The organism is Mesorhizobium sp. M0771, assembly GCF_040320155.1.
Classification (GTDB): Bacteria; Pseudomonadota; Alphaproteobacteria; order Rhizobiales; family Rhizobiaceae; genus Mesorhizobium.
This window is the reverse complement of sequence record NZ_JAMYPC010000025.1, coordinates 20,279-44,923: the sequence shown is the minus strand read 5'-3', so window position 1 is coordinate 44,923 and position 24,645 is coordinate 20,279. Positions and strand designations below refer to the sequence as shown.

The window sequence follows — 24,645 nt, the reverse complement described above, 5'->3', positions numbered from 1 at the left end:
GTTCAGAATGCCGATTTACTGGAGAAAGGAAATGGACGACACCCTTTACGGAAAGCGCGATAAGCGCGGGAACTGGACGCCGAATAAGAAGCTACAACGCTCGCCTATCTTCGTTTGGCCAGCTCAGCCGTTGAAGTTCCTGCGTTGGTTTCTGGGATACCCCGGTTACCTCTGGCCTTGGAATGCCGGCTATTTCGCAGCTTCATTGATCGTATGGCTTTATCTTACTCCTTCGCTCGAGACCATGCGGGAGTTTCATGCGCAATGGATATCGCTGATCCTTGCCCGAAACGCTGCTTTGACGGTTGCTCTCTATGGAGGCTTTCACCTCATCTTCTATGTCATGCGGCGCCAGCAGACGAAGTTCAAGTATAATGCGAAGTGGCCCGACATCGATAACCCGACCTTCTTGTTCGGCAATCAGAACGCGGAGAACATCTTCTGGACGATGTGCAGTGCGGTTCCAATTTGGACAGCGGTCGAGGCCGCCACATGGTGGCTTTATGCCAACGGGTATCTCCCGTATGTCGCTTTCGCCAAGCACCCTGTCTACTTCGTAGCACTGCTCATCCTCGTGCCCGCCTGGCGCGAACTGCACTTCTACCTAATTCACCGCCTAATACATGTGGGCCCTTTATACCACTGGGTTCACAAACTTCACCACAATAATGTCAACCCGGGGCCGTGGTCGGGTCTTTCCATGCATCCCGTCGAGCACTTCCTGTACTTCACGGGCGTCGTGATACATTTCGTCGTACCCTCACATCCGCTTCATTCGATGTTCCAACTCATGCATGCAGGACTCTCTCCCGCCAAGTCGCATGTGGGATTCGACAAGATGGTCGTGGATGGAGACCACATGATCGATACCGACAACTACTATCACTATCTCCACCACAAGTATTTCGAAGTGAACTACGGAGAGAAGCGCATCCCGCTCGATGAATGGTTCGGCACCTTCCACGACGGCTCGCCAGAGTCCGACGAGGTGATGGCCAGGCGGATCAAGGCGAAGAAATACACCCGCGGTGGCTCCGCCTGATCAAGACACATCGCAATTTCCAGCGATCCAACATCAAAATCTCGGCCCTGTGACGGGGCCGACCTCTAGCAATGTCGGCGAGTATTCGAACCGACCCATGTTCAAGGAGCTCTTATGACAAGTGGAGAAAACTGGGTAGTCGCGTGCACCGTCGACGCACTCCAACCCGAGGAAGCCCTGAGGGTCGATGTCGGCTCCCGAACGTTTGTTGTCGTGCGGTCGCCCGACGGCAAGTTCTTCGCGATGGATGGCCACTGCTCGCACGAAAAGGTGCATCTCGCCGATGGTATAGTCGACGGTAACATCATCGAGTGTCCCAAACATTTCGGCACCTTCGATTATCGATCTGGAGAGTCACGCGCCCTGCCGGCCTGTATCGACCTCAAAAGCTATCAAGTGAAGGTTGAAGCCGACTCCGTTTACATCAGGATGTGACCGAAAAGTCGATCGCGACCGGCGCAGCCAGAGGTTATTTCGCCTTTTTTATCGCGGCAACACACGCGAACTGGTCAGGAGGGACAAATGGAAAGCGAACGAGCCATGGTCGTCGTTGGCGCCGGCGAGGCTGGAGCAGCCGCGGTCACCGCTTTGCGCGAAGGTGGCTGGACTGGACCGTTGATCCTGATTGGCTCGGAAGATTCTTTGCCATATGAGCGGCCTCCCCTTTCCAAGGCGTTTCTGGTGGAAGAACCGCCGCCGGGCCCACGGCACATACTGACATCCGATCGTCTGAGGGAGCTCCGCGTAACGACGTTCTTCGGTCGATCGGCCTTATCGATCGACCGCTCGCGTCAAACGGTGAAAATCTCCGATGGACCGAACGTTCCTTACGAACGGCTCCTTCTTGCGACTGGAGCCGCTCCCCGTACACTCCCACCGAGGTACGGCAGCGCGCAGAATGTTCTCACCCTTCGGACACACGACGACGCAGTTCGCTTGAGGGCGGCCATTGGACCAGGCTCTAAAATCGTTGTCATTGGCGGGGGCTTTATCGGACTGGAGGTCGCCGCGAGTGCGGTCTCTCGCGGGGCATCGTGTGTCGTGCTTGAGGCCGGACCGCGTCTGTTGACCAGGGCGGTGCCTGAAGTCTTGGCCCGCTTGATTCAGGGTAGGCACGAGGAAGCTGGCGTTCAGATCGTTACAGCTGCGTCCATCACCAGGATAGAAAGGCGCGCCGAGCAGACGCTGATCATTCTTGACGACGCGAGAGTTTTTTACGCCAACAAAGTCGTCGTTGGGATCGGCGCCGTGCCCAACGTGAAGCTAGCAGAGGCAGCCGGTCTGTCCGTCGACAACGGCATAGTTGTTGATGAGACACTAGCGACCAGCGATCCCAACATTTTTGCTGCCGGGGACTGCTGCTCGTTTCCACACCCCCTTTATGAAAGGCGGCTGCGACTGGAGGCGTGGCAGAACGCCCGACGTCAGGGGATGACTGCGGCTGCCAACATGCTGGGGGCACACCAAATTTACGACGTCATTCCGTGGTTTTGGTCGGATCAATATGAAGAGACGCTTCAGATCGCGGGCATTTGCCCTGATCACTCTGCCGTGCACCGAGATCTTGGTCCAAAGGGCACGGTCCTATTCTACCTGGACCACGACAGCAAACTTGTTGCGGCGTGTGGCTTCGGTTCACTTGGCGTCATCGCAAAGGAGATCCGCTTCTCCGAGACCTTGATCGCGAGGCGCCTCAAGCTTTCGCCTGCAGCACTGGCCGACCCCACGATGAGTCTCAAGTCACTGCTTGTCAGCTAACCCGAAGCGCGGCGTCGGCATCCTCAACAACGAACTTCATATCGGCCGCCTCGTCTGGAACCGGCTCCGCTATCGAAAGACCCGGATACGGGAAAGCGCGTGTCGCGTCTCAATCCTGAGTCCGAGTGGATGATGCAGGAAGTGCCGGAGATGCGCATCTCGATCAGGACGTCTGGGACAATGTGAAGGCACGCCAGCAAACGCTCGCCTATGAGACGTCTGAGCCCGGTGAGAATGCGCTGAACAAGCGACGGCATCCGAAGCACCTGTTTGCCGGCCTTGTGAAGTGTGGCTGCTGTGGCGGCGGCTACATGATGATCTCGAAGGATCTGCTGGGCTGCGCAACGTCACGGAATAAGGGCACCTGCGATAACCGGCTGAATATCCGGCGGGACGCGCTGGAAGCCTCGGTGCTCAGCGGCTTACGGACCAACCTGATGGAGCCCGAGCTATTCAAGGAATTCTGCGAGGAATTCACTCGTGAGGTGAATCGGCTCGGATTGAGCGTAGCTCGGACGTCATCAGCCAGCGCAAAGAGTTGGAACGCGTCCGCCGAGACTTGGAGCGAGCGATTCAAGCCATACTGGATGGTGTGCCCGGGGCTCAGCTCAAGGACAAGATTGGCGACCTCGAAGCCCGCAAGGCGGAACTGACCGAGTTGCTGGCCAACGTCGACGAGCCGCCGCCGCTTCTGCATCTGAACATGGCGGAGATATACCGCCAGCGTATTTCGACACTTTATGAGAGCCTACAGAGCGCGGACAGCAAGGCCGAGGCAGCGGAGGTTTTCCGGACGTTGGTCGATCAGGTCACCCTCGTGCCCGCCGAAGATGAGCTGGCGATCGTGCTTCGCGGCGACCTTGCCGCAATCCTGCGGGTTCGCGGCGAACAAGAAAAACCCCGACGTCCTTTCGGAGGCCGGGGTTTTGGGTGCCTTGCTTTCGCAAGAATCGTTGGTTGCGGGGACTGGATTTGAACCTGTGATCGTCAGGTCAGGAGACTACCACTACTTGGTCGGGAAGAAGATCGGATTGAAAGGGAACCTTCCTTCATCTTTGCATCACGGTCAGTCTGCTCGAGATTGATCGCTGCAAACCGGGAGCAGGCCAGCTCGACAACCGTTGCAACAGATCCTTCAAGGAAATTCATAGACTCTTAGCAACTCCGGCTCGCTGTGAATGGTAGGCTTATTGCAACATCTGAGATCAGTGGTCAAACCTTGGCGCCGCTTATCCTCCGACTCGCCGAACTGCTTGCAATTTCGGCTAAAGGCAATGGCAAGAAGAGCGCCCATTAGTTTGTTCGACACAGCGATTTCGGCGGTCGGTCACGGCCACCGAGATTTGTCTGGTCGTTGGACAACCTTCGAAAGCTGCAACTTCTGTGGAGAACGGGAAATGAGAAATTCGGTAGAACTTGGGCCTGACCCATGATGGCACTGGTCAGTCGCCTGCGCACGGCAGCCCATTCTGATCGCCTTCGAATCCTGGGCCTTTGTGCGCATGCGGACCTAACTGTCTGCGAGCTAGCGGAGATTCTGGGCGTGTGTCGAGAGCGGGTTGCGCGACACGTCCGGCTACTCGCCAGAGCCGACTTGCTTTGCTGCAACGAACAGCCTCCGTGGCGCTCGTACCATCTCAAAGCAGAATCCAACGACGGCGGGCTGGTTCGATTACTGGTCGATCTCCTGCCCCATCGCGACGGCTATAATAAACAGGACCTGCAAAGGCTTGAAGCGGTACGAAACACGCGGCCGAAGGGGACCGCATGCCTGATAGTGAAGTAGGTCAATCCAATTGGAGTGCGAAGCTACCATGGACAACTCCGCCGACGGCGCGATCGCGCAGCCCGACACCTATGGGCGGTCTTCCTTGGCCGCGGTTGATTGCCGCGTTCACGAGCTGCTTCTGAGACAGGAGCAGCAGGAGCGGACGACCCTCAAGCTCATCGCCTCAGAGAACTTTGCGTCCTCGGCCGTGCTGGAAGCGAACGGCTCGATTTTCACGAACAAGTACGCCGAGGGGTACCCCGGTGCGCGCTACTACGCTGGAAACGAGATCGTTGATGAGCTTGAGAAGCTAGCCATTGAGCGCTTGAAAACACTATTTGGCAGCGAGCATGCCAACGTCCAGCCTTATTCCGGCTCACCGGCCAACCAGGCTGTCTATCGTGCGCTTTTGAGTCCCGGTGACAAAGTCATGGGCTTGCCCCTTCCGGAAGGGGGCCATCTGACTCATGGTTGGGCCATCAATTTTTCCGGTACTGACTATCAACGCGTCCCCTATGGGTTGGATGAAACGACACAGCAGATTGACTATGACCGCTTGCGCGAGACAGCCAAGCGGGAACGGCCGCGGCTCATCTGGGTCGGCGGAACTGCTTACCCGCGTGTCTTTGACTACGCGGCAATGGCAGAAATCGCCCTGGAAGCGAACTCCTATCTCGTAGCCGACATTGCGCACATCAGCGGCCTGATTGCCGCGGGAGCGCACCCGAATCCCGTGGGCCATTGCGACGTGGTCAGCAGCACGTCCCATAAGTCGATCCGCGGTCCCCGCGGTGGCTTCATTTTGTCAAGGAACGAAGATCGCTATCAGGCCCTGTATCATACAAAGAGCAAATACAATCTCGCCAGACGAATAGACCGGGCGGTCTTCCCTCACCTGCAAGGCGGGCCTCACATGAATGCCATCGCTGCGCTAGCGGTTGCCTTGCACGAAGCCGCGAACCCGTCCTTCCGAAGCTACGGCCAACAGACGGTTAAGAATGCCAAGGCTCTGGCAGTTGCACTGCTTGAGCGAGGTTATGACCTGGTTACCGGGGGGACGGACAATCACATGCTGATCCTTGATCTTCGCAATCGGCCACTATCGGGCAAGGCCTATGCCGAGCGACTAGCAAAGGCAGGAATCATCACAAACTTTAACATGGTTCCTGGCGACCCGCGGGATCCGGCGGTCACAAGCGGAATTCGCCTGGGGGCGCCAGCAGTGACGTCAATGGGCATGCGCGATGTGGAAATGGAGCAAATTGCTGGCTTCATTGACTCCGTCCTCCAGCGGCCAGACGACGAAGATCTCCATGCCTGTGTGCGAAGAGACGTTGCCGACTTGTGCGCTGCGTTCGAGGTCCCGGGCATCTCCGACAAGTAAGGTGGGCCAAGCAAAATGCCCATACCACATCCAACATCCGAAGCGAGGTATTCATGGCTAGGCAGTTCGTGTTCTCTTCCGAATCGGTTGGCGCGGGGCACCCGGATAAGTTGGCTGACAACATCTCGGATGCCATCCTCGATGCCATCCTCCGCACAGATCCCAAGGCGCGCGTCGCCTGTGAAGCGTTGGTAAAATCAGGGATAGTCGTTCTGGCTGGCGAGATTACCAGCGATGCCCAGGTGGATTATAGCCAAGTTGCGCGTGATACGATTCTCGACATTGGATACGACGACGAGGCCGTCGGCTTTGACGGCCGGCGTTGCTCCGTCGTTCATGCCCTCACCGAGCAGTCGCCCGACATCAGCCAAGGCGTTGACGAGGGAAGAGGGCAAGACCTCCAGCAGGGAGCGGGAGATCAGGGCCTCATGTTCGGCTACGCATGCCGAGAAACCGATACCCTGATGCCTTTGCCGATCCAGCTCGCTCATCGCTTGACGAAACGGCAGGCGTATGTCCGGAAGGCACAACAGCTTGGCTGGTTGCGTCCTGACATGAAATCCCAAGTCTCAGTGCGCTATGAGGGGTTGCGCCCGGTCGCCCTGGATACCATCGTCGTGTCGACGCAACATGACGAGCAGGTCTCGCAAGAGACTGTCCGCGAGGGCGTCATTGAGGAAATCATAAAGCCTGTCCTGCCGACCCACCTGGAGACGGAAGGCATCAGAATTCTGGTCAACCCGACGGGGCGGTTCGTAGTCGGCGGGCCGCGCGGCGACTGCGGTCTCACTGGACGCAAGATCATCGTCGACTCCTATGGCGGGATGGGTCGTCATGGCGGCGGCGCCTTCTCGGGCAAGGACCCGTCCAAGGTTGACCGCTCAGCTGCCTATGCGGCCCGCTATGTCGCAAAGAACATCGTCGCTAGCGGACTCGCAGACGTGTGCGAGGTGCAGCTTGCTTACGCAATCGGCGTGGCCAGTCCGGTTTCCGTCATGGTCAACACGTTCGGGACAGCCAGGGTTGAGGAGAGCAGGATCGAGCGCCTCATTCCAGAGTTGTTCGATCTCAGACCGAAAGGCATTATCAAGATGCTTGATCTCTTACGCCCTATATACCGCAATACAGCGACCTATGGCCATTTCGGCCGTGAAGAGCCTGATTTCACCTGGGAGAAGACAGACAGGGCAGACGAATTGCGTCGCGAGGCAGGACTCGCCGCCCCGTGAGACCGGCGAACGGATTGGAAAAGCCCATTCCCACCGGGCAGACCCACGCCTGGCAGGCGTGGCGAGAAGCGGCTCGGGTTTTTTGGCGGAGACATTGATGCCCGATTATGACGTGCTTTGCATCGGCAATGCCATTGTCGACATCATCGCCCAGTGCGACGAGGAATTCCTCGAGACCAACGGCATCATCAAGGGTGCGATGAACCTCATCGACACCAGGCGCGCCGAGCTGCTCTACAGCCGCATGGGCCCGGCGATCGAGGCCTCCGGCGGCAGCGCGGGCAATACGGCGGCCGGCGTCGCCAGCTTCGGCGGCCGCGCCGCCTTCTTCGGCAAGGTGTCGAACGACCCGCTCGGCGAAATCTACGCCCACGACATCCATGCCCAGGGCGTTGCCTTCGACACCAGGCCGCTCGAGGGACAGCCGCCGACGGCGCGCTCGATGATCTTCGTCACCCCCGACGGCGAGCGTTCGATGAACACCTATCTCGGCGCCTGCATCGAACTCGGGCCGGAAGACGTCGAGGCCGACAAGGCGTCGGGCGCCAAGGTCACCTATTTCGAGGGCTATCTGTGGGATCCGCCGCGCGCCAAGGAGGCGATCCGGCAGACGGCGAAGCTCGCACACGCGGCCCGACGCGAAGTGTCGATGACGTTGTCGGATTCGTTCTGCGTCGACCGCTACCGCGACGAGTTCCTCGAGTTGATGCGCTCGGGCACCGTCGACATCGTCTTTGCCAACAGCCACGAGATCAAGTCGCTCTACCAGACCAAATCCTTCGACGAGGCGCTGGCGGCGATCCGCAAGGACTGCAAGATTGCCGCCGTCACCCGCTCGGAAAAAGGCTCGGTGATCGTGCGCGGCGACGAGACCGTCACCATTCAGGCGACTACGATCCGCGAGCTGGTCGACACCACCGGCGCCGGCGACCTCTACGCCGCCGGTTTCCTCTATGGCTATACGAGCGGGCGCAGCCTGAAGGATTGCGGCGACCTTGGCTCGCTGGCGGCCGGCCTGGTGATCCAGCAGATCGGCCCAAGGCCAAGGCAGAATTTGCGCCGCGAGGCGGAACGGGCTGGGTTGCTGTAGATGCGCGGCAACTAACCAGCCGCCCTACTGACGCGATCATCGCAGTGGCGGAACTGTGTCAAAGCTCGCTGCGATCTTCTGCATTCTAACGACGTTGTCACGCGCTTGAAGTCTTGTCCGAAATCCTTCATGGGCGACCCTGCGAGGGATGTCGCAGCCCGACAGGAATCCATTAGTTGGACAATGGTGGCAGCGCAGCAGCGCCGCCAATGGGCGACTGAATATTTCACAATGTTAGACAAGCGTAAAAGCGCGATCGCATAACGACATAAACATTTCGTTATGCGTCATTGACAAGAGAGCGGATTGTTGTGATTGTCTGCGTGTCGTGGTTCTTCGCGTGCGGCGCTGCCGCAGCGAAGCTAAGAGGGAAGCCGGTGCGATGCCGGCGCTGCCCCCGCAACTGTTAGCGGCGAGTCAACCCCACTCATGTCACCGAGGCGAATACCCTCGGGAAGACGGGTAGTGACCCCGCGAGCCAGGAGACCTGCCACGGCGAATTACGTCCACGGGCGGGGTGTCTCGGTGGCCGCTGCAACCCGGCGTTGGTGCCGGCCTGCTAGCGTCTTCCTTGTCACCGACGCCCCAATCAACGGGGTATGACATGACTGTCTCTCAGCGAATTCCGGTAGCAACGCTCGGCGTGCCGCGATTCGGTCGTCGGCGAGAACTGAAATTCGCGCTTGAAAGCTACTGGTCCGGAACATCGTCCGCTAGTGATCTTCTCACGATGGCGAAGGCGCTCCGTGCCGCTAGCTGGGAGGAGCAGCGCGATCGCGGCGTATCGAAAATCCCGTCGAACGACTTCTCGCTTTACGACCATGTGCTCGACACCGCAGCCATGGTCGGCGCCGTTCCATCCCGTTACGGCTGGAATAGCGGCGAGGTCCCACTTGACATCTACTTCGCAATGGCGCGCGGCAACCCGGCTCAGACCGAGGATTGTAGACACGCTGGTCACCAGGAGGAGGCTCATGGACCTGGTGTAACCGCGATGGAAATGACCAAGTGGTTTGACACCAACTACCACTACATTGTGCCGGAACTCGATGATGATCAGACGTTCGCCCTCTCGTCATCGAAGCCGGTCGATTACTTCCTCGAGGCTAAAGCTCTCGGCATTCACACACGCCCAGTCATCCTTGGACCCATCACCTTCCTCAAGCTGGCGAAATCGCCTGCCGAAGGGTTCGGTCCCATCGCGCTCCTACCGCGGCTGCTGCCCGTTTACGAGCAAGTCCTGCAGAGGCTGAAGCTGTCGGGAGCCGACTGGGTGCAGATCGATGAGCCAGCGCTTGTCCTCGATCTGAACCCGAACGAACAAGCTGCGTTCGAATTCGCCTATGGCCAGCTGTCGAAAGCCGCGCCCGAGCTGAAGATCATGCTGGCTACGTATTTCGGGTCGCTGGGAGACAATCTCGAAACCGCGGTTTCTCTGCCCCTGGCCGGGCTGCATATTGATCTCGTGCGCGCTCCCGAGCAGCTGGAAACGGTGGGTCGGCTCGCTCCGAAGGATCTGGTGCTCTCGCTTGGCTTGATCGATGGCCGCAACGTCTGGCGTGCGAACCTGCCCGCCATTCTCGACCGCATCAAACCGATCGTCGCCGGCTGGCCCTTGGACCGCGTCGAAATCGCGCCTTCTTGCTCGATGCTGCATGTGCCGATTGACCTGCGCATGGAGACGGAACTCGAGGCCGACATCAGGTCGTGGCTCGCCTTCGCGGCCCAGAAGACCGACGAGCTGGTCTTGCTGGCCCGGGCCCTGTCCCAAGGCAGGGATGCGGTGGCAGGCGCGTTGAAAGCGACTGCCGAGGCTGCCGCCACTCGCTTGACGTCCACGAAGATCCATGATCCGCTTGTTGAGGGGCGGATCGCCAGCATTGACCATAGCATGAAACGACGAGAGAGCGCTTTTGGCGAGCGCTCCAGAGTCCAGGCCGGCACGCTCGGGCTGCCGCCGTTCCCGACGACGACAATCGGGTCCTTCCCGCAGACGCCGCAGGTACGCCGCGCGCGGTCCGCTCATGCGAAGGGCCAGCTCAGTTATGTCGACTACGAGATTTTCCTGAAGAAGGAGATCGAGTCAGCAATTCGTTGGCAGGAAGAGATCGGGCTGGACGTGCTGGTGCACGGTGAGTTCGAACGAAACGACATGGTACAGCATTTCGGCGAGCAGCTGTCCGGCTTCGCCTTCACCCAGCATGCCTGGGTACAAAGCTATGGGTCGCGCTACGTGCGTCCCCCCATCATCTTCGGGGACGTATCGAGGCGCAATCCGATGACGGTGCGCTGGTGGCAATTCGCCCAGTCGCTTACGGAAAAGCCCGTGAAGGGAATGCTCACGGGCCCAGTCACCATTCTCAACTGGTCCTTTGTTCGCGACGACGTACCCCGCTCCGAAGCCTGCCGCCAGATCGCGCTCGCCATCCGCGACGAAGTCACGGATCTCGAAAGGTCCGGCGCAAGGATGATCCAGATCGATGAGGCCGCGTTTCGCGAAGGATTGCCACTGCGCCAGTCCGACTGGAATGTCTATCTCGAATGGGCTGTCGAATGCTTCCGGATCGTTTCAACGGGTGTAAAGGACGCGACTCAAATCCATACCCACATGTGCTATTCGGAGTTCAACGAGATCATCGACGCAATTGCTGAAATGGATGCCGATGTCATTTCGATTGAGACGTCGCGCTCGAACATGCAACTGCTGGACGCCTTCACGAGCACCAAATATCCGAACGAAATCGGTCCCGGCGTCTATGACATTCACTCACCACGTGTCCCGGAGGTCGGCGAGATTTCGGACCTAATCATGCTTGCACGCGAGCGACTGTCCGACGGCCAACTGTGGGTAAACCCGGACTGTGGCCTCAAAACACGCAAATGGGAGGAGGTCCGCCCTGCCCTCATGAACATGGTCGCTGCAGCGCGCGCGCTCCGGAAGAAAGTGCAGGCCTGAGCCTTCTCCTTCCTCACCGTGTGGTGAGCTACCGGCTGGCGCATGTCGGCCGTGAATATGCCAAACCGGCACACTCTTGGAAATAAGCACCGGCGAAAATGTGCAATTTTCCTTCGGCACTTGTCCTAATCCCGCAGAAATCTAAATGTGGCACCACGCTATAATATTGGTTCTTGGGAACATACAGGGCCCCGCGCCTCGAACAAATCGTACACGCGTCGTTTCTTAAAGTAGACTGCTTGGCGCCTTCGCTCAGGCGGCCACAATATATGGTGCTGCGTCTGTCCGCCTCCACTTGATTCGCGCAGACTACGGCGCGGTGGCAGGTTTCGGGTATCGCTAGCGTCCCGCCAATTCGGAGATGGACGTCGCAGTTCCGTGTCGCCCAAGTAAAAGTCGCACTCATTTTGGATTGCGACGTCCGCAGCCAGCTGGCCCTTATTTTCCTGAGATCTGCGTTACAGGCCGGGGCGTTGTCGCCGTTTCTGAGGGTAGGATGGGATAGGCGACGTCGGGCGCCTCTCCGGTCAGCGAGTTGAGAAAGGCAACAAGCAGGTCGACTTCTTCGTCCGCCAGTACCACACCAAGCTGGGTGGTCCCCATGATGGCGACGGCCTGTTTCAGATCCCAAACCTTGCCCGAATGAAAGTATGGCGCCGTGAGTGCAACGTTGCGCAGCGGCGCCACGCGGAAAACATAGGAATCGTCAGCTGCATTGGTGACCGCAAATCGGCCCTTGTCTTTGTCCGGCAGGACCTCGGCGCTGGGCTGTTCCACAAGGCCGAATGGGTAATAGGCTTCCCCACCAACGTTGATGCCGGCATGGCAGGACGAGCAGCCTTTGTCCATGAAAAGCGCCAGGCCCTGTTTCTGTTCGGAAGTCATCGCAACCTCATCACCATTCAGGAAGCTGTCGAAGGGGGCCGGCGTGACCAGTGTCGCCTCGAAGGCTTCGATTGCCTTGGCGAAGTTGTCGAAGGTGACCCGATCCGCTTCAGCCGGAAAAGCTGCATCGAACCACTCGACATATTGCGGCATGGACTTGAGCGTGGCGATGACTTGGCCCGGTGTATTGGCCATTTCGATGCCGGCTTGGACCGGTCCCTTCGCCTGAGCCTTCAGGTCTGCGGCACGACCATCCCAGAACTGAGCGATGTTGAAGACAGCATTCAGTACGGTCGGCGCGTTGCGCTGTCCCTTCTGCCAACCATGGCCGATCGAGGTTTCGTGATTGTCGTCGCCGCCGGTGGCCAGGTTGTGGCACGAATTGCACGACAAGACGCCTGACGCCGATACGCGTGGATCGAAGAATAGTGCCTTGCCGAGCGCGATCTTTTCCGGGGTGATCGGGTTGTTGGCGACTGTCGGCATGGTGGATGGCAAAGCCCTGAAGGTGGCCAATGCCGTATCTCTGAGGTCGGTGGGGATCGAATCCGCAGCAAAGGCGGTGGGTGCCAGCAAGGTGACAGCCATCATCGTACTGAATAGGATTTTCATAAATGGTCTTCCTGCGTCGTGCACGCAGCCACTATGCGATCTGCGGCTCATGAACGCCCTGAGCTAGATCAACTGAGGGAGAGGACCGGGGTCTGACACCTGTTTTCCCGGCTGAGCTGGGACCCTCTTGGAAGTGATCGCTCTTCTCGATTGGACTTCAGGGAGGAGGAATATCCCTGCTCGGCAACCGGCATCAAAGCACGCCCTGAGGGGGGCTTCGTAGATTCGGTCAATGCGATCTTCCCGCCATCGTTGAGAAAGTCGATAGCATCCGCAAGACTGGCAATCTCTTGCACGATGTGCGCTGCACGCCTTGCGAAAAGTGAGCTTCTGAAACCTCAGGGTTCATTCGTTCCTCCTGACCTGCTGATTGCGTGAATCGGCCTTATCGACACCCGCCGACTGCACATTGTGATGTCACCAGCGATGGCGGTTTCAATACCTAAGCAGCGACGGTCTATGCGACAGTATGGATGCCCTGTCGGAATAGCCGGTCCGCCTTATCGGTCGTCACACCGGCATATAGCTCCGCTTCTACGAACATCCCATCACGCGAGGAAAGACATGGCCAACACGCGCAGTATCGCCAATCTAGCCCTTGTGTCGACGGCGCGGCGCTTGAGCAGGTCCACCCGCTGTAACTGCCTCACACCTTGATCCACAGATCCTAGGCGATGACCAAGTTGTCGTCATCATTTGATGGGGGCGGGCATTGGCCCATAAGCGAGCCACCGCAAACTGTGCGGTTGCCAATGCGTAATGAAGTGATTGGAATGATCTTCGGTTTGCGAAACACGCACGTCCGACGCAGCTTGCGTTGACAGAGGCGGTTTTACGCGCAATAGCACTTCCGCTCGGCCTATTTTTGTGGAATTCAATTTGGTTCGGCCAAGGGCGCTGGGCGCCGGACCGGCCCCGTCTAAAGAGAGAGAGACCCTGCATGGAAGAATTCTTACCGCGCATCGCCACTGGTGCCGGCATCGGCCCGGCTCTCGCAGAGAAGGCCGTTGGGTTAATGCTGGGTTTCCTGCAAAGCCACGCGGCCGACGGTCCCGTTGCCCGCATGATCGAGGCCATTCCGGGAGCTTCGGAATTAGTAGCGAAGTATCATGGCGACGACCCAGAGGGTGGCGGCCTTATGGGGCTCGGCCAGCAATTGATGGGTGAGGGTCTCAGCATGGCAAAGATCGCCGCCCTCGCCAACGAGACGATCGCCTTCACCAAGGAACATGCCGGCGACGAACTCGTGGACGAGGTCCTCAATTCCGTTCCTGGCCTTCCCCAGTTCGTCTGATCAGCGGCAGCCGGGGGCGCATGACCTTGTGCGCCCGTGCCGGCCCGTCTGCGCAGCAGGCATTCTCCGCCGAGCGCTCCGCACCGATCTCGCCAGACCACCAACCGCCGGGCACGCGAAGCGAGCGTTGGAGTACTTCATTCGTCTATTCCAAAATCGACCTCAGGCGAATCGATGTGTATAATTTCGGGCGGTAAGGGTTTATCCTGAACGCTTTCGATGAAGCCCGCGAGGTAAGCAAACGTATTGTATTTCTCGAGGACCAACCGCTTCGCCTCTCTTATTGCGCCGCGACGTTCCTTCCAGAGGTCCGAGTTGATGATTTCTTGAATTTTTTGGATTACGTTCTTGTCCTCTGGGTCAATCAGAACCATAGAGTCCGAAGGGAAGAACCTCGTGATTGCCGGGCTGCCATAATAGATCGGCATTGTTTCAGCAACGAAGCAGTCCATAAGCTTCTCTGTAAAATAGTAATCAGCACGAGTATTCTCGAACGCTATACTGTAACGGTAAGGTGCGAGTGCGTTCCATTTATCTCCAATCAGCCGAAAACCTCGGCCGAACAGGTCAAAGTCGAGCTCCTTTCTCAGCCGTTCCAGAAACGCCAGCCGATATCGATGTCCTTTAAGCAGGGCGATGTTACTGGTAATCCATGAGAGCCGAAGCGGCTTGTCCACGACTTCGCTGACCAGAAGTTGGTCATATGTCTTGTTTACAGACCAGGACCGAGTGATCGGTGGAGACAAAACGAATCGACGCTCTGCATTCTTCCGAGCAGCCAGCTCTGCGTCAGACGTCAGGACGATAGTATTTTTCCCCTGCCCTTCATGAAATGCGCGATGAGCTTTCGTCGGCGGTTCACCGATTGCAAAAATTGTCCTGTTTGGGCTCGCCTCGATATCAACAGGGAGCCCAAAAAGAGAAGCAGAGTTAAAGACAATATGCCAATCGGGCACGAAGGATGTCGTGCGTACAAAAGCGACATTGTTCCAGATTCCACTGCCCTTTGGAGTGAGATGGTGGATTGCATCATCCAAAACGCCCCAAGAATCTAGACATGTAGCAACAATGGGCGCCGGGCGTTCCGTCAACAATTTGGCCGACAAAGCAGTTCCACTCCCTTCACTCGTGAAGGTACTCAATCGCCATTCCGGATTGCGGTAACATTGGGCAGCATAAACCTTCCGGGACCCGCTGTCGAGGCAATTGTCCCTTTGCACTTGACTAGGTTCTTCCTCGTTTTGTGTGGTGATCAGGCCGGCTGAGTGGCAGCATGCGTGCCCTAAGGAGTTCGCAGCCCGCTCAGCTTACATGGTACGTTTGATCGTCTTCAGGCGGTTGATCAGCCCTTCCGCCTGGCCGTTGCTCCACGGTAGTTCAATGGCGCGAACGGCGTCAACGTCACGGCGTAGGACTAGACCGAAACGCGTGATGGCGACGAGCCCGGAGTTGACGCCACGTCGATCGAAGTGTCGAGCTTGCCGAATTCACAGGCACCGCAAAATGCCGCGGAAGCGCATGGCAAGCCTGCGCATCGTGGCAAACTCATGTGATCCCTGCTTCAGGACGTCGACCTTCTTGGCCTGTTGATCGTCAGCACATCCCGAGGCTTCGTGCAGAGGGCCTCGGCGACTACCGGCGAGATCACACGGCCGGTCGTGGGATTCCGTGTGGGACAGCGTCGCTGGCTGGTTGATGCGTATGATTGAAGCAGGCGACGCACTGTCCTTGCCCGGCCTCTTGGCGCGGCGCCAGCTTGCGAGAAGCCGCTCGAGATTCGAGAAGCTGCCCGTGTCGCCGCGCTGTTTGATATCGTGGAACAGGTGTCGTCCGCAGCGATTGCCGTCTCTCCAGGACCGGCTAAGAAACGCCTCGAAATACATTGATGTCCTTGGTTTATCAGCGGCGGTTCCCAGCCCCCTTGCAAGAGCGGCTCACCGGGCGATGAACTTACATCACTTTGGCCATTGCCAATGAACGTTTGTTCCATCGTGCCTGACGCCACCAGCAAGCGATTACTATCGCTCGATTTCACATTCCAAAGAAGCAAAGCGAGACAAAAACAGCGCGCTTAGCCTCGAGGCTACTAGCGACTTCGGCGCTAAGTTAGAGCGGCACGCGCCACGCACCTCGGCAGGGTCGCCAACATCGAGTGGCTCAGCGGTCACGCCGCGAAATATGGTGCATCGATGTCGCTTCTGGACGAGCATTGGCAATAACGCAGTCAGAGACATTGTTGCTTTCAGCGGCAACCGGCCCTATGAAGCGACGCTTCGCTGACTATGTTTCACCGCCTGGAGAGTTTCATGACAGAAGAAGCCGGAAAAAACGTCGACACCCTCATTGAGCTTGCCGCCGATGTCGTGTCGGCCTACGTGTCCAACAATCCGATCCCGGTGGGGGATCTCCCTGCCCTCATCGGCCAAGTGCATGCGGCTCTGAGAGCGACGGCCGGAGGTATCTCTGCACAAGAGCCGGTTGCCCTTACGCCTGCAGTCCCGATCAGGAAGTCGGTGACACCGGACTACATCATCTCCCTTGAAGACGGGAAGAAATTCAAATCTTTAAAGCGCCATCTGTCGACCCACTATGGGCTGACGCCGGGTGAATATCGGGCCAAATGGGGCCTGCCGGTGGATTATCCCATGGTGGCGCCGAACTACGCCGCGAAGCGTTCGTCACTGGCGAAAACGATGGGGCTCGGCCGCAAACCGAAAGCGCCGAGAGAGCCGGAAGCGCCGGTGCCGACGAAGCGAACTCGCAAGAAGGTCGCGGCTTGATTGCGGCAATTGAAATTCCTTCTGCAGCGTTGCAGCCGTCGGCTAAATCTGGGCGTCGCATAAAAAAGGCGGGCCAACCCCGCCTTCCTTTCCAACAACTTGTTTCATGAGGAATTCGCGACCCATGCAGCAATCTGCTGCCCTCACTTTTTGCTCGTCCCTATCGAGCGGCAGTGAGCACTTCCGGGCCTACACGCCCACTCTTGCGACTTCGCAGGAGAAAATTTCAACCAGCTTTGCTCAGGCTGCCAGCTGAGGACTTGCCAGTGCGGCGGTCCTGCTCGATCTCATAGTTGATCTTCTGGCCGTCAGCGAGGGTCGAGAGGCCCGCGCGTTCGACAGCGGAAATGTGGACGAAAACATCCGGACCGCCATTGTCGGGCTGGATAAATCCAAACCCCTTGGTGCTGTTGAACCACTTTACCGTTCCAGTCGTCATATACTTGTTCCTTCTTCTATAATGCACGTGGGCGGCCATTAGGCCTGTCCGAGTCATAGCCGAGAGTTGGGCGCAGCAAAAAGCGAAAAATTGTTAAGCCCCGATCAGCTGGCGCACTCCATTGTGGGCGTAGCCGCCAGCAAGCACTGTCCTATACTACCGCTCGAGCGTGGCCGGAAGCGCCCAATTTCTTCCAACGCTCCTCAGCCCACGTCGATGGCTCGTGTTTGGAGGCGCGGGACGTAAGGCCGACCGCTGCTCGTGCCGCCAGGTCAAAAGGCCGGGTAGTTCACGGAGCTGCCTTCGTGCATAACACCTTGGGAGCGCCTTAAGGAGTTTCGAGTTGGATTGTTTCAAGAGGGTCGAGGGGTTGATCGATGCGACCAGCGTGGAAGCGATCGATAGCGCGCGCGTTTTGCTGGATCAGTTCAAGGGCAAGTCAGAAACAATCGCCCAAGCGATTGACGACTTCCTGCTTGATTTCATGACCTTGCTGTTTGTGGTAGAAGCCACCCGCGAGCAGTTCCACAATCCGGCGAGGCGGTTAGCGCGCATCAGGTAAGGCTGTTACTCACGCGATGCTCTTGACCTAAGCGACCACTCGCCAGGGTGCATTTGCAGCCGAGCGCACCAGGCGGTATTTTATGCACATGAAATCAATCGCGACCGCTAAATTCTGCTGTTTGGTTCCCATGGACGACGGCAAGCGCGGACAGCTTCCGTGCTGCTGTCCTGCAGCGGCAAATGTGCTGCATGCCCCCATCCAAGGCGAGCTCGACGTTTGTTTCTTACGTTGACCAAGGTCCCGCGAAAAAACTCCCCTTTCCGCAGCAACTCATCACTGTTCAACCGCCTCGCGGCAGGCCATCACGCCAGAAGACAGCAACGGCATCGTTTTTCCCGCCCAGTCCTACGACCTCGTTTTCCAGCGCCTCGCGAATGTCGCCACCCGCCGTTTTTTTTCAGGTACGTCTTCGCGCGCGAGCTGGGTCCGCGCCCACTTAGCTACGCTGCTCACGCCTCTACCCTTCAGCACCCCCGGTCTGACTGTCGAGGACATCGGTCCGCTGGAGCGACAACATTTCAATTCTGACCGTCGGTGCAGCGGCCTTCGAAGCGCATCCTGTCCCCCTTCCCCAGCAGCGCGCCCAATCGTCTTCCAATGAAGAAGATATTCTCAGCCGTGCTCGCGTCGCCTTCAGCCCTGTTCGATGGCCCACAATGTCGGATGCACAACATGTCAGACTGACTTGTCCACATGCCTCGAATGTTTTCTGATCTGGCACGGTGCATGCATGGTCGTCCGCAAGGCGTCGCGGATCAAGGAAAGTCTCTCCAATGACCATCCCCCCAAGAACACCGCCGCCGGTCTCCTGGGCTCATCCCAAGATGGGGCTCGAGTGAGCCTTGGCCGCATGATCATCTGGCTCGGCCTGCCCGCCGATCCTCCCACGGGGATCGAAGACGCAGCCCGTTCAGGAAAATGAGGAACAAATCACTGCCTCGAAACTTGCCTTTCCAACCGGAGCCATCGATCGCCCCTGGCTGCGCAAGGCATTCACTGCCACCGCCCTGGCCTTGGCGACGACCGCTCCGGCTCTGGCCGCCACCGATGGCGGCAAGATTACGGATTTCCTGCTCGATGATGGCATGGAACGGTCGACATGACCCCGCGCAAATCGTCACTCATATGAGCTGGCACAAGGTCCGCAGCGCCGACGAGCCACCGGGCAACACCGAACTTGCCCCTTCCCTCGAGCGTCTGATGTTTAGGGCGACGCCCAACCGCGCCGACAGCGAGTTCGACGGAGCCGTCTCAGTCAGCGGCTATAATACCGCCCTCACCGCCTATAAATCGCTTTGGGCGAGATGATGGGCTTCGAGGCCGCTAAACGACCATGATCGAGAGCGAGCGAAACGCGATCCTGAAGGAGCGCCGTTGCCGCACAGAGACGAACTGCTGGACGGGAAGGTCAACGCGACGTTGCGGCCAATCAGCCCTACCGCATTCCGGCCAACGGCTGGAGGCAGGACATGGAGAAGCTGAACGCCACCGACGCATTCACGATCTCCAACGGATACCCAGCAACGCCGTGCTGGTGGTGGCCGGCGACGCAGAGCCTGAGACGGTGAAGGCGCTGGCAGCGAAGACCTATGGAAAGGTTGCGCGCGGGCCGGACCTGCCACCGCGCAACCGACCGTCGAGCCCAACTAGTAGAACCGCTAGGCGTCTTGCAGCGAATTCAGATATTCTCCCTCCCACTTGGGTACCGTGGTCTGCGCTGTATGGCTGAGGCCCTCTAAGGCACCTTTACGTCCGGAATACACACCCCACCGACTATATACACCTGCTGCGTTGAGGAGGAATCCGGTATTGCCCCTGTGCCCGCCGATGATCCATCACCTGCGATCCCCTGACCTGTTTGGACCCATCGATCGCCTGCCGGCACTTGGCACGCGGATGGGCGAGCGGACATTTGAGGTTCTCAACCCGTCGACCGGCGAAGTGCTGGCAGAGCTACCCGATATGGGTGTCGAGGAGACATGCGCTGCGATCGACAAGGCCTATGTCGCGCAGCCTGGATGGGCAGGGTTTACCGCACGTGAGCGCAGCGACGTTCTATGGCGATGGCATCAGTTGATCATCGACCACGCCGACGATCTCGCTGCAATTCTCACTGCGGAGATGGGCAAGCCGCTTGCGGAAGCCAAATCGGAGATATCGCATGCTGCGGCGTATCTGCAATGGTATGCCGAGGAGGCAAATCGGGTCTATGGCGAGACGATCTCCGCACCATCGGCCGACCGCCGAATGTTGGTGATCAAGCAGCCCATCGGGGTCGTCGGCACGATAACGCCATGGAATTTCCCGGCCTCGATGGTGGCGCGCAAAATCTCCCCAGCCTTGGCGGCGGGCTGCACGATCGTCCTCAAGCCCGCTGAACAGACGCCGCTCGTGGCTGGAGCAATGTTCGCCCTCGCCCATCAGGCAGGCTTTCCCGAAGGCGTCGTCAACCTGATCTACGCATCCGAAGCTGACGCGGTCGGCCGCGAACTTTGCACAAATCCCAAGGTCCGCAAGATCAGCTTCACGGGGTCTACTGAGATCGGGCGCCTACTCATGCGCCAGTGCTCGGCCCAGATCAAAAAAGTCAGCCTAGAGCTCGGCGGCAATGCACCTTTCATCGTCTTCGATGACGCCGATATCGATGCCGCGGTTGACGGTGCGATCCAGGCGAAGTACCGCAATGCCGGCCAGACCTGCGTTTCAGCGAACCGCCTTTACGTCCAGTCGGGCGTTCACGACGAGTTCGTCGAGAAATTCGTTGAACGGGCTCGCCAACTTCAAGTTGGTGACGGTTTTGCGCGCGGAGTGGACATAGGACCCCTCATCGACAAGAAGGCTTTGGCCAAGATTGAATCCCATATTGCCGATGCCGTAGCTAAAGGCGGCGCGATTCGATGCGGGGGCAAACGCATCGGCACGAATGGCACGTTTTTCCAACCAACGGTCCTGACCGGTGTCACCAGCGAGATGACCGTCGCGCGAGAAGAGACATTCGGGCCGCTCGCACCGATTATTCGCTTCAAAGATGCGGATCAGGTGGTGCGTGATGCCAATGAAACGATCTACGGCCTCGCGGCCTATTTTTATGCCTCCAACCTGAAGCGTGTCTGGCGTGTCGCCGAGGCCTTGGAATACGGAATGGTGGGGGTAAATACCGGCCGGATGTCTTCGGAAGCGGCGCCGTTCGGTGGGATAAAACAGTCCGGCATCGGGCGGGAGGGATCCCGCTATGGGCTCGAGGATTACCTCGAAATGAAATATCTCTGCATGGGCGGCATCTGAAGCATCGGCTTGCACGGGCGGGGTACCTAGCGAGCGATTCCCAAACATGTGAATTGTAGAATCGCTCCTCAATTAGGGCGGTCCATACCCGAGCAAACACGCAATCCCGAGGAGTACCCTAATAATTTAGGGATCTATCTCTCCCGCGACAAGCGTCTGCATTTCGGCGGCCGAGCGGTCCTCGAAGGCGCGGGCCAGGGTTGTCGACGACGCGCTGGTTCAGGTCCGCTAATCTGGTCTCTACTGTTTGATAGCGGCTTCGGTCGCCCCAGTGACAGCATATTTGGCATGGTCGGCTTTGGTTGCCGCGCAAATCTGGTCGAGATTGGGACAGCTCACTGGTGCACCTTTGGGCTCATAGTGCTTCCTCCTCATCGAGATGAGGATTGCCGGACTTGGCGTAGAACACCAACACGGGTCTGAGATCAAAGCGCGTCCCGGGTGCAAGGCGCTGGACGGACCGGGGCCATGTTTCGGTTGAGACGCCATCGATGCCTCGCGCCAGCGTTCTGGCGAACCGGGGCATTAACGGAGCGAGTGTCGGTGCCAGGATCGCACCGGCCGTCGTCTGAAGGGCTAGCGAAGTCCGATTGCGGGCGGGATAGAAACGTCGCGCCGCCGCAAAGTCTTGCGCCCCACGGTAGATCACGCAATCGCGCACGAATTCGCAGACCTGAGTGGCCGCGCGCCGGACCGAGAAGCCTTCGTCCGAATATGCCCGCTCCATCGCAGCGCGATAGATCTCTATGCGAGCAAAGAAGGCGCGGTCGACCGGGCTCCAGTCGCCTGCATCGGGTACACGGCCGGCAAAATCGTGCTTGATTTCCTGGTTCAACGCCCCAAGCCAGTTCAGCCAGATGCTTTGGAACACCTCGTTCTCGGTGCGGCGCAGCGCGTCCAGCGTGAAATCCGTCCGCTCCCCTTCCGGGCGTGTCAGGCCCAAATGGAGGCGCACGACGTCGACTGTCTTTGGGCTCAGAACGTCCTTGCCCCAGACCGCATGGCGGCAGCTGGTTGAGAACTTCTTGCCGTCGAGCAGGTAGAACTCGTTGACGTGATAGCGAATGTGTGGGGTCCAGTGGGAGAAGACCTCGGCGTAAAGAGCGGGGTAGAGTAGCGCGTGGTAGAACGAATTGTCGAAGCCGAAGAAATGGACAATCTGCCAGTCGTTGCCGGGCATCTCCGCCTTCCAGTCGCGACCCATCGAGCGGCCGAGCGCCTGGATGTTGTACAGAAAACCGAATGCCATCTCCGGCCACACCCAGATCACTTGCCCCGGGAACCCCTCGGCCGGCAGGCCCCAGTCCGAGGGGTGGGTAATGGGTAATGAAAATTCGCCGCGTTGGCGTAGGCGCGCGAAGAGATCCAAGATGCGTAGCGGAACGCCTGATGCCCTTAGATGCCGGTCGATATTGTCGTAGCAGCGGTCCAGGACAAGTTCCGGACGGCGGAGGGAGCCGACCAGCGGCGCTTCGGCAGACTGCCGTGACCGCGCTGCACCCAGGTCGTGGCAAAGGTTTGGGGCGCCGCATTCCTCGCAGATGTTGCCGGCGGCGGAGCCGCCGCAAGCGGGGCAGAGGCCTCTAACATCCGGCTCATAAAGATAGTGGCCTGTCACAGCATCGAAAAGCGCAGGGCTCTGGCGCAGATCTACCGCCGTGCTGCTCAGAAGAGTTCGGAAACACGCGGCTTGAAATTCGCGGTAACCGTCATCGCCCATTGTGGCTTGGAAGCTGTGGACGTCACAATCGAGAACTGCAAGCGTGGCGCGAATCTCGTCGGAGTAGTAGCGCGCCACGTTTGCAGGCGTCCATTGATCGGTAGCGGCGCGTGTCGCGACGTAGCTCTGGTAATCGTCGCTTCCGGTCAGGTGATACGCCTCGACTCCTTTCATGCGCAGGAAGCGGGTATAGACGTCGGCGCCGAAATAGGGGCCAGAAAGATGCCCCAGATGCAGATCGCCATTTGGCGTTGGCGGCGCGGAGAAGACGAAGGTCGGCCCGCGTGGAGCCGTGGTCTTTGCAGCGGCATCAAGGGCGGCCTCGCCGTCTCGCCAGTAGACATCGACGAAATCCAGGTCTTTGTTCCCGTCGTTGCGCAGCACATGCGCTTCAAAAGGATGGAACAGAACGACGTCGCCGGCCTCGACCGAGATTTCCCCAAGGTCGGTGGTGACCTTGCCCGCACCGGACAGGACCACGAAGGCCTCGATTTCGTCGTGCCGGTGGGGCTCGGATGTGACCCCGGGTCCAACCTTTCCGAACGAAAACCCCGTGCGAGCGCTGCCCGTTCCAAGCGTGGCCGTGTCGATACCGAACGCCCGCGACAGCTCCGTTCGAGAAAAGGTGTATTTGCGCATGACAACGAACCTAAGCTGTTGAAGAGTGGGACGGACCTTCGGCTGCCAACGAACAGCCTCAAGTGCACTTCATGGAGAGAAACGGCAGCCCGACCCGTTTGCGGCCCGGCGAGGATAGTGCAGCTCTGGGCCGGCAGGCGGGCGACCAAGGGGGGGCGCTAGTCGGGCTGTAGGCACACAGAAGACCGCCTGCGACCACCTCCACAATCCACGTGCCAAAGCGTCCGATGCTCCGCGAGCCCGCAAATCAGACCGCCATACCGTGCGCGCATTGTTTGAGCGGTCGATCAGTTTCGTGTGCATGCTTCCGCCTGGCTGCGTGAGCTCAATCGCGATAGAAGATGCCATTTGGGGGCTTGAGATTGTTGAGATCGGCCACTTTGCCCTCGGGCGGGTTAAGGGCGCGCTTAAGCACGTTATATTCAGCGCGGGTCGGCCCACCGGTTGAGGCACGCTGGAACACCAAGTAGAGTGTCCGCCGAGAACGATTGCTTTTGTTCGGTCGTGAGTAGTGCGGTGCGTAATCGTCGAAGATGAAGATGTCGCCAGCCTTCCATACTACGGGTTCCCAGGAGAACGTTTCGGCGACTTGAGGATAGATCACCCCACCGGCATCCATGGGAAAGACCCCCTTTTTGTGGTTGCCGGGGCTGAAGAAAAGCCCGCCGTTTTCCGGGTCGGAATCGTCGATGCCTATGGCAACCACCGCATGGACCATCCGGTCGGGGAGCTTGTGTGGAATGTGATAAATGTCCTGATGCGGGAGATAGCCGCCGCTGTCGGGGTAGTGGAAAATAAGCAACTCCTTGAGCCTGCGCGAATCTTCGCCAAGCAAATCTTCGACCGCTGACTTTATGCGCTGATCTTCTAATAGCAAACGACGCAATGGGTCATGCAAGTCGAGAAAATTCTCGATCTTGGATATGATCTTTCGATTGTCCGTCGTCTTCTCGAACCACATGAGCCATTTATCATCGCTGACATCCCAGCGTGACACATCTTCGACAAAATTAGAGATATCTTCCTGAGCCGCTGGCGCAAAGAAGCTTTCGAGCCTGACGTATCCGTCTTTCTGCCACTTGTCTCTTTGTGTATCAGTCAGCATGCGAAAAGCCTCCTGTTGGAAAGACTGGTTGGTCGGACCCCAATAGGGCAGTCGGGCGCTGGCAAGTTGCGGTCCACGGAAACGGTCCCATGCA

Annotated in this window: 21 protein-coding genes, 1 pseudogene and 1 riboswitch; of the genes and pseudogenes, 16 read left to right on the top strand and 6 right to left on the bottom strand. The window is 58.6% G+C overall.

Annotated elements, in window-relative coordinates; translation table 11 throughout:
- Positions 1-31 precede the first annotated feature (31 nt).
- The 9 genes from NKI05_RS28100 (at position 32) to metE (ending at position 11,227) form a co-directional block, all read left to right on the top strand.
- On the top strand, positions 32-1,042 hold the full coding sequence (locus NKI05_RS28100; protein WP_352544091.1) for a sterol desaturase family protein: 1,011 nt from the start codon (positions 32-34) through the stop codon (positions 1,040-1,042).
- Positions 1,043-1,156: 114 nt separating this feature from the next.
- Positions 1,157-1,477: a non-heme iron oxygenase ferredoxin subunit gene (locus tag NKI05_RS28095; RefSeq protein WP_023762853.1), complete on the top strand. Its 321-nt coding sequence runs from the start codon at positions 1,157-1,159 to the stop codon at positions 1,475-1,477.
- Positions 1,478-1,564: 87 nt separating this feature from the next.
- Positions 1,565-2,800: an NAD(P)/FAD-dependent oxidoreductase gene (locus NKI05_RS28090; protein ID WP_352544093.1), complete on the top strand. Its 1,236-nt coding sequence runs from the start codon at positions 1,565-1,567 to the stop codon at positions 2,798-2,800.
- 125 nt (positions 2,801-2,925) lie between these two features.
- A complete protein-coding gene (locus tag NKI05_RS28085; protein WP_352793751.1) occupies positions 2,926-3,453 on the top strand; it encodes a recombinase zinc ribbon domain-containing protein in 528 nt (175 codons plus the stop codon).
- Between the two features lie 5 nt (positions 3,454-3,458).
- Positions 3,459-3,776, top strand: a complete 318-nt coding sequence (locus NKI05_RS28080) for a hypothetical protein (RefSeq protein WP_352793749.1) — start codon at positions 3,459-3,461, stop codon at positions 3,774-3,776.
- Positions 3,777-4,614: 838 nt separating this feature from the next.
- Positions 4,615-5,952 carry a serine hydroxymethyltransferase gene (gene glyA, locus NKI05_RS28070; protein ID WP_352793747.1) on the top strand — a complete coding sequence of 446 codons (1,338 nt, stop codon included), beginning with the start codon at positions 4,615-4,617 and terminating at the stop codon, positions 5,950-5,952.
- A 53-nt stretch (positions 5,953-6,005) separates the two neighbouring features.
- The gene (gene metK / locus NKI05_RS28065; protein WP_352662744.1) at positions 6,006-7,181 is read left to right on the top strand and encodes a methionine adenosyltransferase; all 1,176 of its coding nucleotides are present in this window, start codon (positions 6,006-6,008) and stop codon (positions 7,179-7,181) included.
- A gap of 97 nt (positions 7,182-7,278) precedes the next feature.
- Positions 7,279-8,271 carry an adenosine kinase gene (locus NKI05_RS28060; RefSeq protein ID WP_352793744.1) on the top strand — a complete coding sequence of 331 codons (993 nt, stop codon included), beginning with the start codon at positions 7,279-7,281 and terminating at the stop codon, positions 8,269-8,271.
- 312 nt (positions 8,272-8,583) lie between these two features.
- Positions 8,584-8,780, top strand: a riboswitch (cobalamin riboswitch).
- 95 nt (positions 8,781-8,875) lie between these two features.
- Positions 8,876-11,227, top strand: coding sequence for a 5-methyltetrahydropteroyltriglutamate--homocysteine S-methyltransferase (gene metE / locus NKI05_RS28055; protein WP_352793743.1), 2,352 nt, complete (start codon positions 8,876-8,878; stop codon positions 11,225-11,227).
- 438 nt (positions 11,228-11,665) lie between these two features.
- On the opposite strand, the gene NKI05_RS28050 is transcribed toward metE, so the two are convergent.
- Positions 11,666-12,724 (bottom strand): cytochrome-c peroxidase, encoded by a 1,059-nt coding sequence (locus NKI05_RS28050; protein ID WP_352793741.1) that lies wholly within the window; start codon positions 12,722-12,724, stop codon positions 11,666-11,668.
- 940 nt (positions 12,725-13,664) lie between these two features.
- On the opposite strand from NKI05_RS28050, the gene NKI05_RS28045 reads away from it, so the two are divergent.
- Positions 13,665-14,018: a hypothetical protein gene (locus NKI05_RS28045; RefSeq protein ID WP_352793739.1), complete on the top strand. Its 354-nt coding sequence runs from the start codon at positions 13,665-13,667 to the stop codon at positions 14,016-14,018.
- Between the two features lie 137 nt (positions 14,019-14,155).
- On the opposite strand, the gene NKI05_RS28040 is transcribed toward NKI05_RS28045, so the two are convergent.
- Both NKI05_RS28040 and NKI05_RS28035 read right to left on the bottom strand, forming a co-directional pair.
- Positions 14,156-15,160, bottom strand: coding sequence for a glycosyltransferase family 10 domain-containing protein (locus NKI05_RS28040; RefSeq protein WP_352793736.1), 1,005 nt, complete (start codon positions 15,158-15,160; stop codon positions 14,156-14,158).
- A 160-nt stretch (positions 15,161-15,320) separates the two neighbouring features.
- Positions 15,321-15,925: pseudogene (locus NKI05_RS28035) on the bottom strand (transposase); the annotation flags it as partial.
- 399 nt (positions 15,926-16,324) lie between these two features.
- Here NKI05_RS28035 and NKI05_RS28030 point away from each other — a divergent pair.
- Positions 16,325-16,798, top strand: a complete 474-nt coding sequence (locus tag NKI05_RS28030; RefSeq protein ID WP_023693512.1) for a Ros/MucR family transcriptional regulator — start codon at positions 16,325-16,327, stop codon at positions 16,796-16,798.
- A 226-nt stretch (positions 16,799-17,024) separates the two neighbouring features.
- Here NKI05_RS28030 and NKI05_RS28025 read toward each other — a convergent pair whose 3' ends face one another.
- Positions 17,025-17,237 (bottom strand): cold-shock protein, encoded by a 213-nt coding sequence (locus NKI05_RS28025; protein ID WP_023671852.1) that lies wholly within the window; start codon positions 17,235-17,237, stop codon positions 17,025-17,027.
- Positions 17,238-17,580: 343 nt separating this feature from the next.
- Here NKI05_RS28025 and NKI05_RS28020 point away from each other — a divergent pair, with 343 nt between their 5' ends.
- The 5 genes from NKI05_RS28020 (at position 17,581) to NKI05_RS28000 (ending at position 21,087) form a co-directional block, all read left to right on the top strand.
- Positions 17,581-17,799 carry a hypothetical protein gene (locus NKI05_RS28020; RefSeq protein ID WP_352793731.1) on the top strand — a complete coding sequence of 73 codons (219 nt, stop codon included), beginning with the start codon at positions 17,581-17,583 and terminating at the stop codon, positions 17,797-17,799.
- Positions 17,800-18,532: 733 nt separating this feature from the next.
- A complete protein-coding gene (locus NKI05_RS28015) occupies positions 18,533-18,724 on the top strand; it encodes a hypothetical protein (protein ID WP_352793729.1) in 192 nt (63 codons plus the stop codon).
- A gap of 155 nt (positions 18,725-18,879) precedes the next feature.
- Positions 18,880-19,110 carry a hypothetical protein gene (locus NKI05_RS28010; protein ID WP_352793727.1) on the top strand — a complete coding sequence of 77 codons (231 nt, stop codon included), beginning with the start codon at positions 18,880-18,882 and terminating at the stop codon, positions 19,108-19,110.
- Between the two features lie 25 nt (positions 19,111-19,135).
- The gene (locus NKI05_RS28005) at positions 19,136-19,531 is read left to right on the top strand and encodes an insulinase family protein (protein WP_352793725.1); all 396 of its coding nucleotides are present in this window, start codon (positions 19,136-19,138) and stop codon (positions 19,529-19,531) included.
- A gap of 98 nt (positions 19,532-19,629) precedes the next feature.
- Positions 19,630-21,087, top strand: a complete 1,458-nt coding sequence (locus NKI05_RS28000; RefSeq protein WP_352793723.1) for an NAD-dependent succinate-semialdehyde dehydrogenase — start codon at positions 19,630-19,632, stop codon at positions 21,085-21,087.
- A 355-nt stretch (positions 21,088-21,442) separates the two neighbouring features.
- Here NKI05_RS28000 and NKI05_RS27995 read toward each other — a convergent pair whose 3' ends face one another.
- Together NKI05_RS27995 and NKI05_RS27990 are read right to left on the bottom strand one after the other, a co-directional pair.
- A complete protein-coding gene (locus NKI05_RS27995; protein WP_352793721.1) occupies positions 21,443-23,446 on the bottom strand; it encodes a class I tRNA ligase family protein in 2,004 nt (667 codons plus the stop codon).
- A 325-nt stretch (positions 23,447-23,771) separates the two neighbouring features.
- On the bottom strand, positions 23,772-24,551 hold the full coding sequence (locus NKI05_RS27990; protein ID WP_352793773.1) for a phytanoyl-CoA dioxygenase family protein: 780 nt from the start codon (positions 24,549-24,551) through the stop codon (positions 23,772-23,774).
- Between the last annotated feature and the right edge of the window lie 94 nt (positions 24,552-24,645).